General features: G+C 56.2%; 3 pseudogenes. All 3 read right to left on the bottom strand.

Annotation, left to right across the window (positions count from 1 at the left end):
• Positions 1-331 precede the first annotated feature (331 nt).
• Positions 332-502: pseudogene (locus tag RE6C_RS33390) on the bottom strand (cadherin repeat domain-containing protein); the annotation flags it as partial.
• A pseudogene (locus RE6C_RS33705) lies at positions 499-846 on the bottom strand (cadherin-like domain-containing protein); the annotation flags it as partial. The pseudogenes RE6C_RS33390 and RE6C_RS33705, both read right to left, overlap by 4 nt.
• Positions 847-1,805: 959 nt before the next feature.
• Positions 1,806-17,400, bottom strand: a pseudogene (locus RE6C_RS33380) (LamG-like jellyroll fold domain-containing protein); the annotation flags it as partial.
• Between the last annotated feature and the right edge of the window lie 51 nt (positions 17,401-17,451).

Below are 17,451 nucleotides of genomic sequence, written 5' to 3'. Positions count from 1 at the left end.
TGTTGGCAGTGATCTTCCAGTACTCGTTCCCATTGCCAGGAATTGCATCGGGATCGACGTAGCCAGCATCGCTGGTGCTGATATTGAAGCTGATACTGTCCTCGCCCGCGGTCATGTTGGCGGCAATCATCGCCTCACGCAGCGAGATGTGGCCATCCGCACCACCGCCGACCGCATAAAGTTCTTCGATGGTGTAGGTCGCACCGAGACCACTGTCATCGACGTCGGACGTCGTCGTCACGACCAACGCTGTGCTTTCCATATCCTGAACGTTGATCGTCATGCTTTGTGTGTCGGTATACACACCATCGCTGACCTGAACGGTGACATTGTAAATATTGTCCAGGCCGCTGTCGGTCGGATTCTCAAAGTCCGGCGCGGTGCTGAATGTCAGATTTCCACTGCCGTCGATGCTGAATCGACTCTGGTCCGGCCCGCCAATGAGCGAGTAGGTGAGCGTATCGCCAGGCAAGTCGGCATCGGTCGCGGTAACTTGCGTCACAAAAGTGAGCGTTTCGTTGACATCAATACTGGCCGACGCCCCCCCCCGTCACTGGTGATCGTTGGCGTCTGATCATTGACCGGAGTGATGGTCAAGTTGAATGTGCCTGTTGACGCATTGCCCGCCCCGTCGTCAACACTGAAGCCGAAGCTATCGCTGAAGACTTCAGCACCATCGTGATCGTAGGTCACCAAGCCGGCGTCGATGTCGGCTTGGGTGAATGTGTCTCCGTTGCCGATGAGCGTTCCGTTGCGATACAAACTGCCGGTCGTCGCGTCGCTGGTCAGTGTGTAGATCAACTGTGCCGAAGTGTTGTCGACATCGCTGGTATGCAACATCGCAGTCGTGACCACATTGCCAGTCGAATTTTCCGTGAAAGTTGCCCCGGTGTTCGTCGATACAACTTCTTCGTCATTGGTTGCTGTGATGGTCAAATCTGCGGTTTCGCTCGCCGAGGAGAACGCCGTCGTGCCACCGTTCGTGCTAGCATCTTGCAACGAACCATTACTACCAAGGCTGCGATCCCAGGCTCGGAAGGTGATCGCGTTGCTGATCGTTCCGTTGAAGTCAGCATTGGCTTCGAAGTAGATTCGTGTGTTGCTGTTGGCATTCAAAACGCGAGCCGATGAATCACTGACGCTTCCCAAGGCGTTCCAGTTCGTGCCGCCATCGGTCGTGTACCACCAGGTTCCATTGGCGGTATCGGCAGCCGTGATGGCGACGCCCGTCTGTACGCTGGCATCGACATCGGTGACGTTCCCGCCTAGCGAGACCAAATCGGTGATGACCGTACCGACGGCTCCCGACGGAGCGCCTGCGTCTTCGGTTTGCGCGGTCAAGATCAGATTGGCGCTGTTGTCCAATACTGGTGCGTCATTGACATCGGTGACAGTGATCAACGCCGATTCCGTCGAATTGCTAAACGCTGAAGGTCCACCGGTGGAGCTGATATTGTGGTGGGTGCCGGCCGTGCCGTTGGTTTGGTCCCAACCGCGGAAGCCGAAGTTGGCCAGCGTGCCGTTTTCACCGTCGGGATTGAATCGAACGAGATCCGTGGAACGCAACAACAATGCGTTGGAGTTGCTGACACTGCCGATATCAGTCCAAATGGTGCCGCCGTCTAACGAGTATTCCCAAGTTCCGTTGCCTGGGTTGGAAACGATAATTGCGATGCCTTCGGGATCGCCATCGACATCGGTCAGGATGTCTTGGCCCGAAGAAGACAAGATTGACGCGACGGTTTGCCCTGCATTGTCGACAGCGTCTTCATTGATCGTGTTCAGCGACGTTGAGAAACTGAAATCCAACTGCGGCGCGTCGTTGACCGGTGTGATCGTCTGGTCTGCCCGTTCAACCGCACTCGAAAAGGCGGTGGTCCCACCAACGAGCGTCGCATCTTCCAGCGATCCGTTGGTGCCCACGGTACGATCCCAGGCACGAAAACGAATGGCATCGGTGATCGTGCCGTTGAAGTCAGCATCGGATTGGAAATAGATGCGCGTGCTGGTATTCGCCTCTAAAACCCGCGCCGATGAATCACTAACGGTTCCCAGTGCGTTCCAGTTGGTTCCCCCATCGGTTGTGAACCACCAAGTTCCGTTGGTTGTGTCGGCGCTGATCAGTGCGATCCCGGTTTGGGCGTTGTTGTCGACATCGCCCACATTGCCACCAAGAGAAACCAGGTCGGTGACGAGCGTCCCAACCGCTCCCACCGGTACGCCAGCGTCTTCCGTTTGAGTCGTCAGTGTCAACGCGGGTGAATTGTCCAGGGTGGGAGCGTCATTGACATGGGTGACCGTGATCGAAGCCGATTCGATCGCTGTGCTGAACGCGGTTGTTCCCCCGTTGGTGGTCGTGTCGACCTTCGTACCTTCGGTTCCGGATGTCTGATCCCAAGCACGGAATTCGAACGTTTGCGTGACTCCGTTGTCTCCATCGGGTTGGAATCGGACTAGGTCGGTACTGCGCAGGAGCAACGCCGAGTTTTCGGAGACCGTGCCAACGGCCGACCAGTTCGTTCCACCATCGGTCGAATATTGCCACTGTCCATTGCCGTTGATACGAGCCGTGATTGCGATGCCCTCCGGATCGCTATCAGCGTCGCTGATTGGGTCGCCGCCCGCACCCGTTGCCAAAAGGTCGGCGACGGTCATGCCGGCATTGTTGATTTGATCTTCGGTGATCGAAGTGACGGTCGGCGTGCCGCTGTTGTCCAGTTCCGGTGCGTCGTTCGTACCGGAGATGTTCACGACGGTGTATGCCGTGCCTGTCAGCTCGCCACTGGTGCCTTGTTGGGTGCCGAAGTTGTCGTCGTCAAACTCCCAGTTCAACTGCAAGCTTACCGGCGGTGCGTCGCTGGTGTTTTCGTAGGTGATCGACTGCAGGACTTCGTTCAGTTTGGCCGCGTCCAAATTCGTGTTGAAACGCAACGTCAATTGGCCGCCGGAGTTTTGGTCGACGGTACCGATCGTTTCGCCGTTCAGGACAAGACTGCCGGTTTCGGTCAGTGAGGCAAGGTTGCCACTGGCGCCGAACACGTCGTCCCCGCTGGCTCCACCGTTGCGTGAAATCCGCAGAATTGTGTTGTTGTAGTTGTCCAGTCCGGCGGCAATTTCGTCATCGAACAGCGTCAGGTCGCCGTCGAGCACCACGGCGGATCCGCCTTCGGTGAAGCTTGCCGATCCGACGTGACCATTGATTTGCTGGACCGATACGTTGTCAATGCGACCGTCGACGTTGTTGGTATCATCGGACAATCCGGCGGTGTCCGACGTGTCGTTGAAGGTGATCGTGGACGCAGACGAATCGGCGGTAAACGTGTACTCGTATCGTACGAAAGTGTTGCCATCAATGTCGGTGACGATGTGCGAAGTCGTCAGCAGATTGCTGTCGCCGTCCACGGTGACTTGCAGCGATTGATTTTTCAGATCCGATCCGTCGCGATAATCGAACGTCAATCGATAAGTTTGGCCAGCCTCGGTAGCGATCGTTTGCGAGGCCGTGTGTGGTCCCACTGCGTTGCCGCCGCCGAAGTTCATCTCGCCACTGGTGTAGGCAGTTGAACCGACGGTTGACCAACCGCTCAAGTCGGTATCGAAGGTGCCGTTGCTGATCAATTCCGGTCCGACGAACTCGGGGGCATCGTTCACACCGGCGATCGTGATGACCGATTGCGTGCCGACAACTGTCGTGTCGTTGACTCCGTCTTGCTCGAATTCGGTGACCGTTTCCAGCGTCACTGTGCGGGTGGTGCCCGTGGGGGCGTCACTGGTGTTTTGATAGGCGCTGTTGTTGATCAAGGCCGCGGCAGTGCCCGGCCCGATTCCAAAATCACGTGAGAGCGTCACGGTTGCGACACCGGCGTTGACGCTGACGCTGTAGCTGAACCCAGACGAATCGGTGAGACCTTCGTTGCCATCGACTAGCTCGATGTATTCGCTGTTGATGCGATACTGCTCGTGCGCTCCGTCAGCGACTCCGTCGATCGAGATCGAGAAAGATCCGATCGTGTCGCCCAGTTCCACGGCATCAATGGTGGTGCCCGAAAACACTGAAACGGCCGCGCCGCCTTCGGTAAACGTCGGATTGTCGGCGGTGGTTGAAACGACTGGGGCATCATCAACGGCGTGGACTTTGATGACCAAGTTCTCTGCTGCCGAATCAACGTCTCCATCGTTGACGACGAAGGTCATCGTGCGATCAGTTGTGTCAGGATCGTCGCTGTTGTTGTCGAACGTGATTTCGTTGAGCGCAGCCTGGTAGTCCGCAAACGTCACGGTGTCTGGGGTGTCGCTGGTCAGTGTCAACGTGATCGATCCATCGGCAGTCAGGTTGCCGCTTGGGATACCGATGACCGAGATCCCGAGTGCTTTGATCGCGCTTTCATCGACATTCAAAATGTCGCCCAACTTCCCGTTGGTCAAAGTGATCGTCATGGACTCGGCAAAGGTGTCGTCCGCATCGGTGATCGCAAAGTCGTTGTCGATGATTGCGATCGGGCCGGCGTCCTCGGTGAACACCGTGGTGCCTTGCTGAGTGGCGACGGTAAAATCGCTGATGTTCAACTCGTTGCTGGTTCCGGTGTAGTTGGCCAAAACCAAAGGCGCAATGTAGGCGGTGCCATGACGGAACTGCGTTTGGCTGGTGGCACCGGTATCGTTGGCACCTCCAATCACGATGGAATAATCGCCGCCGGTTTCGTCGATCGGTCCGTTGGACAACAACGGGTATTGGTACGTTCCGCCCGTCGGTGACATGTTGCGAACGGCTTCACCCGCCAAGATGGTCGGTCCGGACCAAGCTTCTCGCAGCGTGATGACACCGGTCACGTGATCGATCGCACCGGCATCCCATAAGTTCGTTTCAACGTTACGGGTGTAGGTGTAGTCGGCGTAGGTTTCCCCCAGGCTATTGGTGTAGCCGTACCAAGCGAACGAGCGATTGTTTTGGGTGCCGCCCTCGTACCAACCGGTTGCGTCGGTTAGCACGATTTCGGTCGCCCCCGCGACAAGGTCGATGGCAAGAGTCGTATCAGCTGCCCCCGCGTAGTGGCCGGTATGTTGAGAAGTGATTTGATTGCCGTCGATGTCGTAGCTGTAAAAACCGAGGTAGTGGGATTCGCCCGCGTCGTAGTTGCCGCCCACGCCATCGCCCGACCAAGCGGTCACGGACAGTTCGTACGTCTGGTCCGAATCGACCGCGATTCGGTTGGTCGATTCGAGAGTCGCTTTTCCGATGATCGACGTCGTTGTGTTACCGCCGAACTCCCCGACCATGGTGTCAAAACCAGTCGAGATCGTTGGTGCGTCGTTGACGGCGGTGATGTCGACCGAGACATTTCCAAAGACCTGATCCGTGCCGCCGCCTGTGCCGGTGTTGCCGTTGTCATTCGCGGCGACCTGAATCGAATCCGCAGCGACACCATTCACGTTTGGCGTGGCGTGCTGATAAGTGATCGATGTGGCGATGTCTAGAAACGCGTTCAAGTCTCCGCGAGCTCCGGTCAACGTCAGTGTCGACGTTCCACTGCCAACGACGGTCACGTCTGCTGTCGTTGTGGCGTACAGGTTGCCGCCGGTGGAGGTCGACAATTTGATGCTCAGGTCTTGTCCGCCACTACCATCCACATCGCGCAGATCGATGGATGACAGGTCCACGTTGGACGCAACGTCTTCGGTAACCGTGATGCTGGCTGGAAGTGATCCGTTGTTATAGGGATCATCATTGACCGACTCGACGGTGACATCGCGTGACAAAACGTTGGAATCGCCGTCCCCGTCGTTGACGACTACCTCGATGGTCCGTGTGGCAGTGCTCGGACTGTTATCGGTGTTTTCGTAGGTGACGGACGCTAGAACCGTTTCGTACTGTTCCACCGTTGCGGTACCGGTCAGTGTCAGTTCCCCAGTTCCAGAGTTCCAGGTGGAGACAATCCCGAATTGATCGACCGCCGCCAAGACATCTTCCGATAAAACAAAGTTGGCGCTGATGCGAACGACGGCGGACTCCAGCTGCGTGTCATCGACATCTGCCAGGTTCACATCTGGAAATACGACGGTCGCGGAATCGTTTTCGGTGTAGTCCAGATCAGCCCAGGCGGGGGCGGATGCTTCTCGCACTTCAACGTCATCGAGATAACCGCGGACACCAGAATGGTCGGCCGAGGTGTCGGTGAACGTCAGCGTTGTGCTGGTGGAATCAGCGACAAAGCTGTAGGTGTAGGGTTGCAGCAACATACTCGCCACATCGCTGGCGATCGCTTCGTCCAAAAGAAACGCACTGCCATTGACGTCGAGCTGAATCGACTGCGACTGAGTTGCGCTACCGTCGCCATACCGGAAGGTGAGAAAGTACTCTTTGCCGATTTCAGTCGTCAGAGTCTGCGATAGAACTCCGGGAGCACCTCCAATTTGGCCGAATCGCATTTGGCTGCCGTCATGATCCAGATTCCCGCTGACATTCCAACCACTGGCGTCGGAGGTAAATTGGCCGTTGGTGACGAGATCGCTACCGAGGATGTGCGGCGTATCGTTGACCGCGAACTGCTGTGAAAACTCCGACGTTTCCTTCGTCGTTAAATCAGTCGCGGTTGCGGTAACAAGTGTTCCTGATGGCAGGGCAGCAACAAAGTTGGTGTCGAAGGTTGCGTTTCCGGAACCGTCGGTGGTGACGTCGATTGATCCCAGATAGGTTTCGCCTTGCCCGTGACCGCTGGCGTATTCGTCGGTCAGAAAGAACTCAATCCGATACGTGCGAGCGGCCAAACTATTGAATGAGCCAGAAACCGCCAACTGAGTTCCGTCGGTGCTGGCAGAGTCGATGACCGGGAAGTTCTGCAGCGAATTTCCACCTGTATCGGCGTCGCCCGCATCATTGGGCGTGTAGTACGGAGCGGTTCCAAAAGCAGCGTCTTCGCCAGTTGTCTGCAAATCGATCGCGACGATGTCACTGGCTGCAGCACCCTGGCGAGACAGAATCGTGCCGTTGCCGTACATCGAGTTCTGCGTGATCTCGATGCCGTACGCACCGTCGTTGACCGTGATTCCAGCGCCGTAGTTGTCAGCGATTATGTTGTGGCGAAGCGTGATGTCATTCGTGCCGCTGCGGAACGCGATCGCATCAAACTGGACTTCTGATCCAGAACTCGGTCCGACCCCATTGCCGACGATCGTGTTGTCAGTGATCGTGACGCCGCTGGTTGAACCCGACAGCAGAATCGCTTGCGTTGAACTGCCGGCAATATAGTTTCCGTCGATGGTGCCGCCGGTGGAGCCGTTCATCGCGATGGCATCACCGTTGCTGTAGTTGAACCCGCTGTTGACAAATTGGTTGCCGGTGATGCTCCAGCCGTCGGAGGCGTTGCTGGCGTGGATTGCCGCTGCCTTGGAGTAGGCCAGGATGTTGTTCGATAGAATTCCGTTGTCTGCGCCAACCGATTGAACATGTATCTGGTTATTCAGGGCGGCACCTGGATCCGAAATTCCCGTGGCAGACACGCCGAAGACGTTGGAGTCGATCACGGTATTGATAACAGCATCACTAATGTAGATCGCGGCATCAGATGAGAAGCCAAACATCGCGAAGCCTTGCACCGTGACGTTGTCGGCGCCTACAACCAAGCCATCGAATCCTGACGCACCGATGATTGCGATTTCTGGTCGCTCAACGCTGCTGATCGCTTGGTCGTTGGTGCCGGCTTCGTTACTGACGCCCAAGCTTCCTGGATTGACGTCTCCGCCAAAGACGGTTTGGCTGGTTCCGTCCAAAATGACGGATTCGGTGATGGTCGGCAGCGCGGCGGTCAGCGAAATTTGCCAGTACGCATCAACACCAGGCGTTCCGGTGTAGCCAGCGTCGGTGTTCAGAATGGCAAAGTTGATCGTATCTTGGCCGAGCGTTCCATTGGCCGCGGTGATTGCTTCGCGAAGCGAAACCTCGCCGTCGGTGCCACCACCGACCGCGTACAGCTCTTCGATCGTGTAGGTTGCACCCAGCCCCGTGTCGTCGACATCCGAAGTTGTGGTGACGGTTAGCGACGAATTTTGCACGTCCTGGACGGTGACAGTAATTGATTGACTATCGGTGTGCACACCATCGCTGACCTGAACCGTTACGGTGTAGACATTGTCCAGGTCATCATCAGCTGGACTTTCGTAATCCGGCGGGTTGACGAAAGTCAGGTTTCCACCGCTGTCGATTGTAAAGTCGTTTTGGTCCGCTCCGCCGGTGATCGAATACGTCATCGTATCACCCGGCATGTCGGCATCGCTGACGGTGACCTGGGTCACGAAGGACACGGTTTCATTCACGTTGATGCTGGCCGTTGCTCCACCACCATCGCTGGTGATCGCGACAGCGTTGTCGTTGATCGGGTTCAGCGTGATACTGAACGAACCGGTCGACGCCGAGCCAGCGCCATCATCCACGCTGAACGAAAAACTGTCTGCCAGGTTTTCGCTGTCATCGTGATCGTAAGTGATGCGTCCGGCGTCGATTTCCGATTGCGTGAACGAGGTGGTGACGAGTCCGTCCAATTTCAATTGGCCGTGACCGGGGTTGGCCGTCACGGTGTAAGTCAATTCGCCAGCGGTGTTGTCAACATCGGTGGTCTCCAGCATCGAGGAAGTGATAGTGTTTCCCGCTGAGCCTTCGGTGAACGTTGCTCCGTTGTTGGTGCTGATGACTTGTTCGTCGTTGACATCCGCGACGGTCACCGTGACGGTGTTGTCTGCTGTACTGAATGCGGTCGAACCGCCGCGTGTCGTTACATCCGCTGTTCCACCGGCGGTACCGGACGTTTGGTCCCAGGCGTGGTAGTCCAACGTCAGGGTGCCGCCATTCTCTGTGTCCGGTGTGAAGCGAATCAGGTCATTCGCTCTCAAAAGCAACGCGGAAGTCGCATCGACCGATGGAATCAATGTCCAACTGGATCCACCGTTGATGCTGTATTCCAAAGTTCCACCAGAGCCCGCGGATCCATAGATCGCGGCACCTTCCACTGCACCGGCGTCGGCATCGGTGACGGTACTGCCCAAGAACGCTGAGACTGAAGCGGCGAAAGGAGCTCCATCTTCGGTGGCGGGATAGGTGGGCGATGAAGCCGTCATCACCGGCGCATCGTTAACAGCCGTCACGGTGATGGCGACGGTTTCGGAGGCGTATCCCTGATCGCCCATCATGGCGACGATTTCTGTTTCGCTCAGGGCTGCGTTGTAAACTCGGACGTCATCCAGGCTTCCTACCATCGGGGCGGTGGAATCCACTCGATCGCCTATGACGATGTCCTGGCTTGAGTAGCTGGCCCAGTCAGGAACTTGAGTCAGCCCGGTGAATGTGCGTTCCAAATTTCCATCGATGTACAGGCGTAGTTCGTCGTTTGCATCGCTGAACGTCGCGGCGACATGTCGCCAACCGGTTCCCGCGACGTCAATTTCACCGGCGCCTGCCGTGTAGGTCCCGGAGCCAAACGCGGCCGCGCCAACGCCCCATCCCGAACTGTTGTTATCGAGTTCGATGAAGAATCTGTCCCCCAGCGAAATTGCGACTGCGTCGCCCTGGCCAGCATCCAAGTTCACCCAGGCCGCGATGGTGACTTCTCCGCCAAGTCCCAGGGTCCCATTGGTGACGACAACTTTGTCATCGCCATCGAACGTCATCACATCGCCACGCTCGGCGTCAGTCGTCAAACTCGGATTGCCGCTCGCGGAGCCGTCGTATCCGTTACCGCTGTCATCCGTCGTCGATCCACCTGCGAACTCGTATCTCGCATACAAGTTCGCCTCCACGCCCGCGTTCGATCCGGTCGTGACCGTCAGCGTATCGCTGCCGTTGTAGTCCTGGTTGCCAAGGTACTGCAGCCCATCGAGGGCCGTATTGAGATCCGACTCCGCGCCGGAAATGACAATGCTAGCGTCGCCATCATTTGTACCATCTAGGAATGTGATGCCTGATGTCGTAGCGAGTGTCAGCGAACCGTTGGCGACCGAGAGACTGACCGAGAGGATTGGATCATCCAAACCACCGCCTGCAACAACGATCGCGTTCCCGCCGACGGTGGAAAATGTCAAGCTGGTGTCTTCGTTGATTGACTGAGCAATAGGCACCACTACCGAAGTCGATTCAGCCAAGTCGTCTAACGCAATCGCCATCACTTCGCTATATGAATTGCCCGACGCATCGGTTGCCTGCACGGTGATGTTGTGCGACACCGCTACTTCGTAATCCAGTTGCGATCCATCGGCGACGGTGATTTCGCCGGTGTTTGAATCGATCGCGAACCGCCCGCCCGCATCGTCGTTCAGGCTGAACGTGAAGTTAGATAAAACTTCGCTGGCGTTCCATTCAATGATGCAGCCGCGGTTGTCTGCACCGGAGAGGTCAAGCCACTCGCCGGTCGATCCGTAGATAGCTAGGTAGTCTTCGTTCCCTCCAAAGTCATTGGGCTCAATCGAATTAAAATTGGCGTAAACGCCGGCAGGTGCTGCACCCAATTCATCACCAACCCAGAAGTTGTCTGCCTCCACTCCGTCTTCGATCCAATTCCAGTTACCTTCGCTCGTCGCGTCGGTGCCTCCAATGTAGAACTCCGATCCCGCTCTGGAAACGATGTCCTGAACCAGTTCGTTCTCGTAGGACGAACGGATCGTTACCAATTGACCGCCGACTCCGTTAATCAAGTCGCTGGACGCGCTCGACATGGCGGTGGTCACGTCCACTGCGTTTGTGACAAGTTTGTAAAACTTGCCCGTCGCCGCGTCGTAGGACAACGTCGGGTCATCGTTCAAAATCGTCGTCACAGCAGCGGGAATTTCGATGACTTGAACGTCGGCGATGTATGGACCATAGGTGCTGGTCGGACCTTCGAGCGATCGGAACTGGAGCACCGAAGTCGTGTCGTCGGCTGTGAAGGTGAAGCTACGCTGCTCAAACGCCCCGATTTCACCCCATGACCAATTGCTCTCCTGAGTCGCTTGGTAATCGACACTCGTACCACTCGCACTCACGCGAAGGTTCTTGACGGCGTCTCCGCCGCTAAAGTCGCCTGTGAGCGCAAAGACGACTTGGTACTGCCGCCCCGCAACCGTCGTCAGATTTTGCTCAATCGCTCCCGGCGCAGAACCGTCCAGGTTGACAACGCGACCGCCCAACGGAGACTCCCAATCGGTGGTCGCAAACAGGTCGATGGAGGCTTCCGTGACCGTCCAGTCACCAAACGTCCCGGTCACACCATACTGGGTGGTGGACGGAGTCGCTTCGTTGAATAAACCATCGCCGGCAATGTCTTCAGCAACGTCCGGGGCGCTCGGTAAGACGAAGCCGACCGTCGATCCGTTGGTGGTGTTCTCAGCGACGTGAAGATCTTCAACCGGAGTGCTGGCTGTAAAACCAGTTCCAACTGCATGTCCAATGCTCAGGTTGTTTTCGGACCCAGTGCCCGCAGTGACGATGTCGACCACTTCGTTGGAACCATTGAAAACATCGAATTGCCAGTTCGCCATCAATCCTTCGGCTGTCGCTTCCGCTGGTGTAAAGTCCAGTTTCTGCTGATAGTTCAGTGCAATCTCTTCGGCGCCGCGGGCGTGGTCCCACACTCGGAAATCATGAAAGGTCCCTTTGAAGGCTTCATCGGAATCAAAGGATCCGGTCGAATAGTCCACGTGCTGTCCGAGCACAAACGTGTCACCGCCAGTACTGCCCGCTTGCGATGCGACCGAAGTGGATTCGACATACTCTCCGTCAACATAGAACGCGATATGGCCTGCCGACGCATCCCAGGTGATCGCTAGGGAGTGGACATCGCCGTCAAGTAGTTGAGTGTACTGCCCTGAGGACGTGAGTCCCGCCCAATCGAGCGTTCCATCGTCGTGAATCGCAAGATAGGACTGCGCCGAGCCAAAGTCTCTTTGCGTGTAAAACGTGGCCATACCACCTGGGGCGATATCGGTCAGACCTGAAAACCGAACTTCGTAAGTGTGCCCATCCGCCCCAAGCAGAAAGTCGGCATCCGCAGCAGCAAGATACGCATCGTTCCCGCCATCAGTGTTCAGCTCGATACCGCTGGACACGTCGCTTGGCGCGTTATTGGATTCGGCCAAGTCGTTGAGTGAAACCGTAAAGACTTCGTCGTAAGTGTTGCTGTCCTCGTCCGTCACGCGAACGGTCAACGAATGAGATGCCTGACTCTCGTAGTTCAACAATGATCCATCGGCGACCGTGATCGTGCCCGTGCTGGTATCGATCGCGAAGGCACCGGCGACGGTTTGTGATTGGATCGTGTAAGTCACCGCATCGGTGGCGTCGAGAACCGCATCGGCGTTCCATTCCACAATGGATCGCACCATCGCTCCACTGCCCTCGTCATCCCACGTCCCGTTGACATAAAGTTTTGCGAAGTCCTGGCCGCCGTCGTCATTGGGTTCTCCCGCTGCCCAATTGGAATAGGCGTCGTCGACACGGTAGCCGGATGCGGCCCCACGCCAGACAACTTTTCCTGCAGTCGTGCCGGTGTACTCTTGGAATTCGCCTTCGACGACTTGGTCCGAGTAGCCTAGCCAGACGTCTCCTCCAAGTTCGTTGGCAAACAACGTGGCAAGCTCATTCTCAGCCGCGGATCCAATCGTCAACAATTGGCCCGAGACGCCTCCAAGCATGTTTGAATTCGCCGATGACTGAGCGGTAGTCCAAACGGCCGACACATTGATGAGTTCATAAAACTTGCCCGTCTCTGCCGAATATCGCAAGTTTGCGTCAGCCGCCAATAACGATGCGATTCTTGCTGCACGTTCAGCGTCTTGACCAGAGACGCTGCCCACAACGCTCCCGCTGATCGTGTTCTCGTCGATTGCAAGCGTGAGTGCTGCTTTGCTGGCAGTGAATCCAGATTCGCTGGTGTGTTTGATCGTTAGGTTGTTGCCGCTGACTGATTCGGTGACGATTCCGTCAGGCGACAAACCGTCAAATTTCCAGTTTGCAAGTAAGTTGGCTTCATCGTAGGGCAATTCGCTGCGGTAGCTGGCCCCGATTTCCCCGGCAGTCCGGACGTCATCGAAAACACGCACATCGTGAAGCGTGCCACGAAAAATTTGGCTCGCGACATAGCCTCCATCGACAGAGTCTTGTTCTTGGCCAAATACCAGTGTTCCACCGACAGCAATCGAGTGTCCAACTGCAACGCTAGATATTGTGGACTTGACTACCCCGTCGACATGCAGTTCCGCCTCACCCGTCACGCTATCCCACGTCATTGCGATGCCATGAAGCTCGCCATCACCGAGCGACGTGAAGTCAAAACCGGAGAAGCTGTAACTCGCTCCATCGGTATACAGCAGAAGAGTTGTTCCGCTGACGATACTCAGTAAAGCATTCGAATCCGCGGCAGTCGCGTAAGAAAAAAGTGTTGTTTGATTGGTGATCGAAGTCGATGAAAACTGCATCTCGATCGTGAATTCGGTCAACCCACCGAGGACACTGTCGCCGTCATCGGCGATGAAATACGCATCGTTTCCGCCATCTTCATTGATGCTGATGCCTCCTTGTGTCGTGTCGGTGATGGCAAGATCGTTAGGAGATGCGGAGCGGTAAGCATAAAGATCGGACATGTCCGAATCAGTGACCGCGTAATTGTAGATCCGCACATCATCGACCAAACCGTCAAACTCACCGCCGACACCGCCCGAATTATAGGCGCCCAATGAGATGGTCGTCGCACCAGTGATATCGTCGAAGAACGCTGTTGTATCCGTCGAACTTGAATACGTGACCGCGCCCCCCGACAGTTCCAATCCATCAATGTAAACCGAGGTTCCTGTGCCATCGGTGGTGACGGCGATGTGGTGCCAATTGCCATCGTTGATCGTTGCGGTCGACGTAGCGCGAACAAGCGATGAACCGCCAACATTGACGCTCCAGATCAATTGCCCATTGTCGATCCACAGGGAAGCAAAGTTCGATGTCGTTCCATCGTTGATATCCAGGATCGTATTGAAACCGGTGTCGGTTGTGTTGACCCAAGCCGATATGGTTCCTTCGGAGAGGTCGTCAAACCTTGAGATTGACGACGTCAAGTCCACGTAGTCGCCTGTTCCATCTAGTGTCAGTTTTCCGTTGCCAACTTGGTTCGTTCCGCTTGTCGTGTCAATCGATGCATTACCGACAAACGTTCCGTCAAGACTGTTTTCGCTGCTGTCGGTGGCTCCGGTTTGCGGATCGAATTTGTAGTGTGCCAACAGTCCGATCGGAGCGACGAATTCGTAGGCACCAATATCAACAGAGCTATCGCGAGCGACTCCACGTTGGTCGGCAGGGGGTGCGTCTGTGTTGCTGCCCGCATCAATGGCGGTGCTGGCTCCCAAAAGGGCGTGTGTCCATGTTGCACCGCCATTGTCCGCTAAAGCTTCCAACATCGGATCGAGTGGGCTGCCGCTGGTGCCGACTTGATTCCCGTTGACGCCGTCGACTAGAACGGATTGACCGGTCCCGTCGCCGATTAGGTTGTAACCCAGATCGTTGATCGTGCCGACGGACGAAAGATCGTCGGCCCCACCACCGGTGTTTCCAGCGATGATGGTGTTGCGGATGTCCAGTGTGCCGGTGCTAGTCACTCGGACCGCGCCGCCGTCTCCATGGGTGTTGCCGGTAGCTGTGACGTTTTGCAGCGTTGTCGTTCCGTTGGTAACGAATATTGCTGAACCGTGGTGACTGGCCCCTGCGCTATTGCCACTGAAGGTTGTGTTGGTGATTGTCAAAACCCCCGCACCGTAGATTGCACCACCTGAATTTAGCGTGCTGGAATTGCCGACAAAAAGAGAATCGGTGATCGTGGCCGTTCCGGTTCCAGCTTGATAAAGAGCACCCCCGAGACTGTTGCTTGACCAGTTGTCGGTGAATGTGGTTCGCTCAATCGTCAAGTCACCTGAGTTGCGAATTGCCCCGCCCTCGGCACCCGTTGCGTTGTTAGATTCAAATTCGGAATCGAGGATCGTCAGCGTGCCGGCGTTCAATACCGCTCCGCCTCCGGCATTGTTGGACTCGTTGTTGAACATACGAACGGTGTCGAGCGTGACATCCGCTCCGACGTTGACATCGATGCCTGATCCAACGACGGTCCCTTGCCCACCCTGAATCGTCATGTCTTGGAAAACCACCGATCCGGAAAAGACTTCAAAGACTCGGTCGTTTTGATTGGCATCAATGATTGTGCTGCCGATGCCAGCACCGACAATTTGTACGCTGTTGCGAATGTCGAAATCGCCTGCGGTATCGCCGGCACCTGCTGCAAACGTGTAGGTGCCCGAGCCAACATCGATCCGCCAGTTCGTTACCGAATCGTTGTTGACCGCAATGATGGCTTCGCGGAGCGAGATAAATCCATCGGCGCCTCGGTCGGCTAATAGCGATGCCACGTCGGTGACAGTGCCGTCGATCACATCGCTGGTGGTGTCGACTACCAGAGGGCTGAGGCTGTTGGTTGAAAAACGCTGCGTGAACACACCTTGCGCATCTCCAGGTCCGTTTCCACTCCATGCAACCACGGCTTTGTCGCCACTCAGTGCGACAGTGGTATTCCCCTGTTCGTTGGAGGTGGTTGTGTTGACCAGCACTTCTTCACTGACTCGAACACCGTCGCTATTGAATTGCTGGGCGTACACACCGCCGCCGTTTCCATCTTGGGACGCGCTGTTCCAGGTGATCATGAAATCGCCAGTGGCATTCATGTCGACATGCGAGCGAGCCTGGTTCCCCTGCGTGTAGGTATTGACCTGGAATTCATCGTCCAAAGCCGACCCCGACGAATCGAAACGTCTCGCCCAGGTGCCGTCTTGGTTTCCGTCCGAACTCGTCCAGGTAACGACGAAGTTGCCCTCCGCATCGGAATCCACATTCGCGTATTGCTGATTCCCTGCGATCGTCTGGTTCACCAGAAAGTTGGAACCTTGCGCTACGCCTGATGCGTCGTAGCGTTGGGCATAGATGCCATAGGAGATGCCATCGTCTTGGTTTTCGCTTTCCCAGGTGACGACAAAACTGCCATCGTCAGCGACCGCGACAACCGCGTTTTGTTGAGTGCCGCTGGTCGTCGTGTTGATGAGCGTATTGGTTCCCTGAGCGACACCGCTGGCGTTGTATCGCTGAAGATACACATTTGGTTCTGTCAAACTTTCAAAGACGACGACGAAAGAACCATCGGCTGCAAAGTCCGCTGAAGTGTTGGCTTGTCCGCCTGAAAGCCCGCTGACCTGAGTCTCGGCCGTTAAGGCGTTCCCGTTGACATCAAACAACCGCATGTATGTCTCATAGGTACCCGAACGCGCATCGTCCCACGTCACGAGGAAGTTCCCATTCTCAGCCATTGTGACACTGCCCCAATCCTGGGCGCTGGTACTGGCAGAATGCACGCGAAAGTCAGCGGTAAGAACGGTACCGTCCGCATCGTAAACCTTGGCGTAAACATCGGAGTCGCCGTTCTGATAATCGTCCCAAACGACGACGTAACGCCCCGACTCATCCATGTCGACATTGCCACTCAACGGCCGCGTCTCTTGGTTTGCCGTCGCAGTTGCATTGACCAGCGTTTCACCTCCCGACGCAGTTAGGTCCAGTGTTTGGTGCCAACTCGCTTGGGCCACGAAACCAAACGCGACGTCCGTTTCAACATCGCCGACGCTGTATTCCAAAATCCAGTCACCACCCAAGTCCGCATGCCCGGTCGCGTCGTCACTCGCTGCAACGTCGCAATCGCAGACCAGGGCTAGGATGTCGATTAGGTCCTGACCCTCGGTGGTACTGGCCAAATCGCACCCGTAGATCAGCAAGTCAGCCTGCGCGTCGAGCGAGTGGCCCCATGATGCGATGTCACCAGCGAATGAGGGAGCGGAGTCGATGCTTAGACGATCGCTACCCAACTGGATCGCTTCCCCGTCGCCGTGTGAAACCAGATGGATCGCATCGACACCCTGCAACATCGATAACGCGAGACTAATTTGGTTGACGCCGCTTTCGTCACTCGATAGGCGTACGATGACCCACTGAGTGTCTTCATTTTGATCGCGAAGGTTCTGGACAAGGGTATCGCTGTCTTGCACCCCGTCATCGATGAAGATGACCTCGATCGGCCGAGCCGGATCCATCGTGAGCGGGCCATCGGCCGGATCGTAAAACTCGGGATCGTCTTTCGGTCGACGCGCTTCGCCGTCAGGTGTCACGTCGGACGCGTTGATATCGTTCAGCGCAGCATCGATCGAATCCAGTTCGGCGTTGAGCGATTCGAGCAATTCGGCATCGGGTGCGACGACATCAATCGCTTCCAAACCTTCACCGGAGAGAAGGACTCGATCTTCCAGTTGAAAGAAGTGAAAGTCGCGTTTGGACATCGCTGTATCTTCAGGAACGTGATTTTGCATGGTGGTTTGCCTCATCGTCCTAAACGACACAAATTCGCGCACGCATGAGAC

Source organism: Rhodopirellula europaea 6C (assembly GCF_000338295.1).
In the GTDB taxonomy this organism is placed as follows: Bacteria; Planctomycetota; Planctomycetia; order Pirellulales; family Pirellulaceae; genus Rhodopirellula; species Rhodopirellula europaea.
Note: the sequence above shows the minus strand (reverse complement) of the source record. Positions and strands in the feature narration are given on the sequence as shown.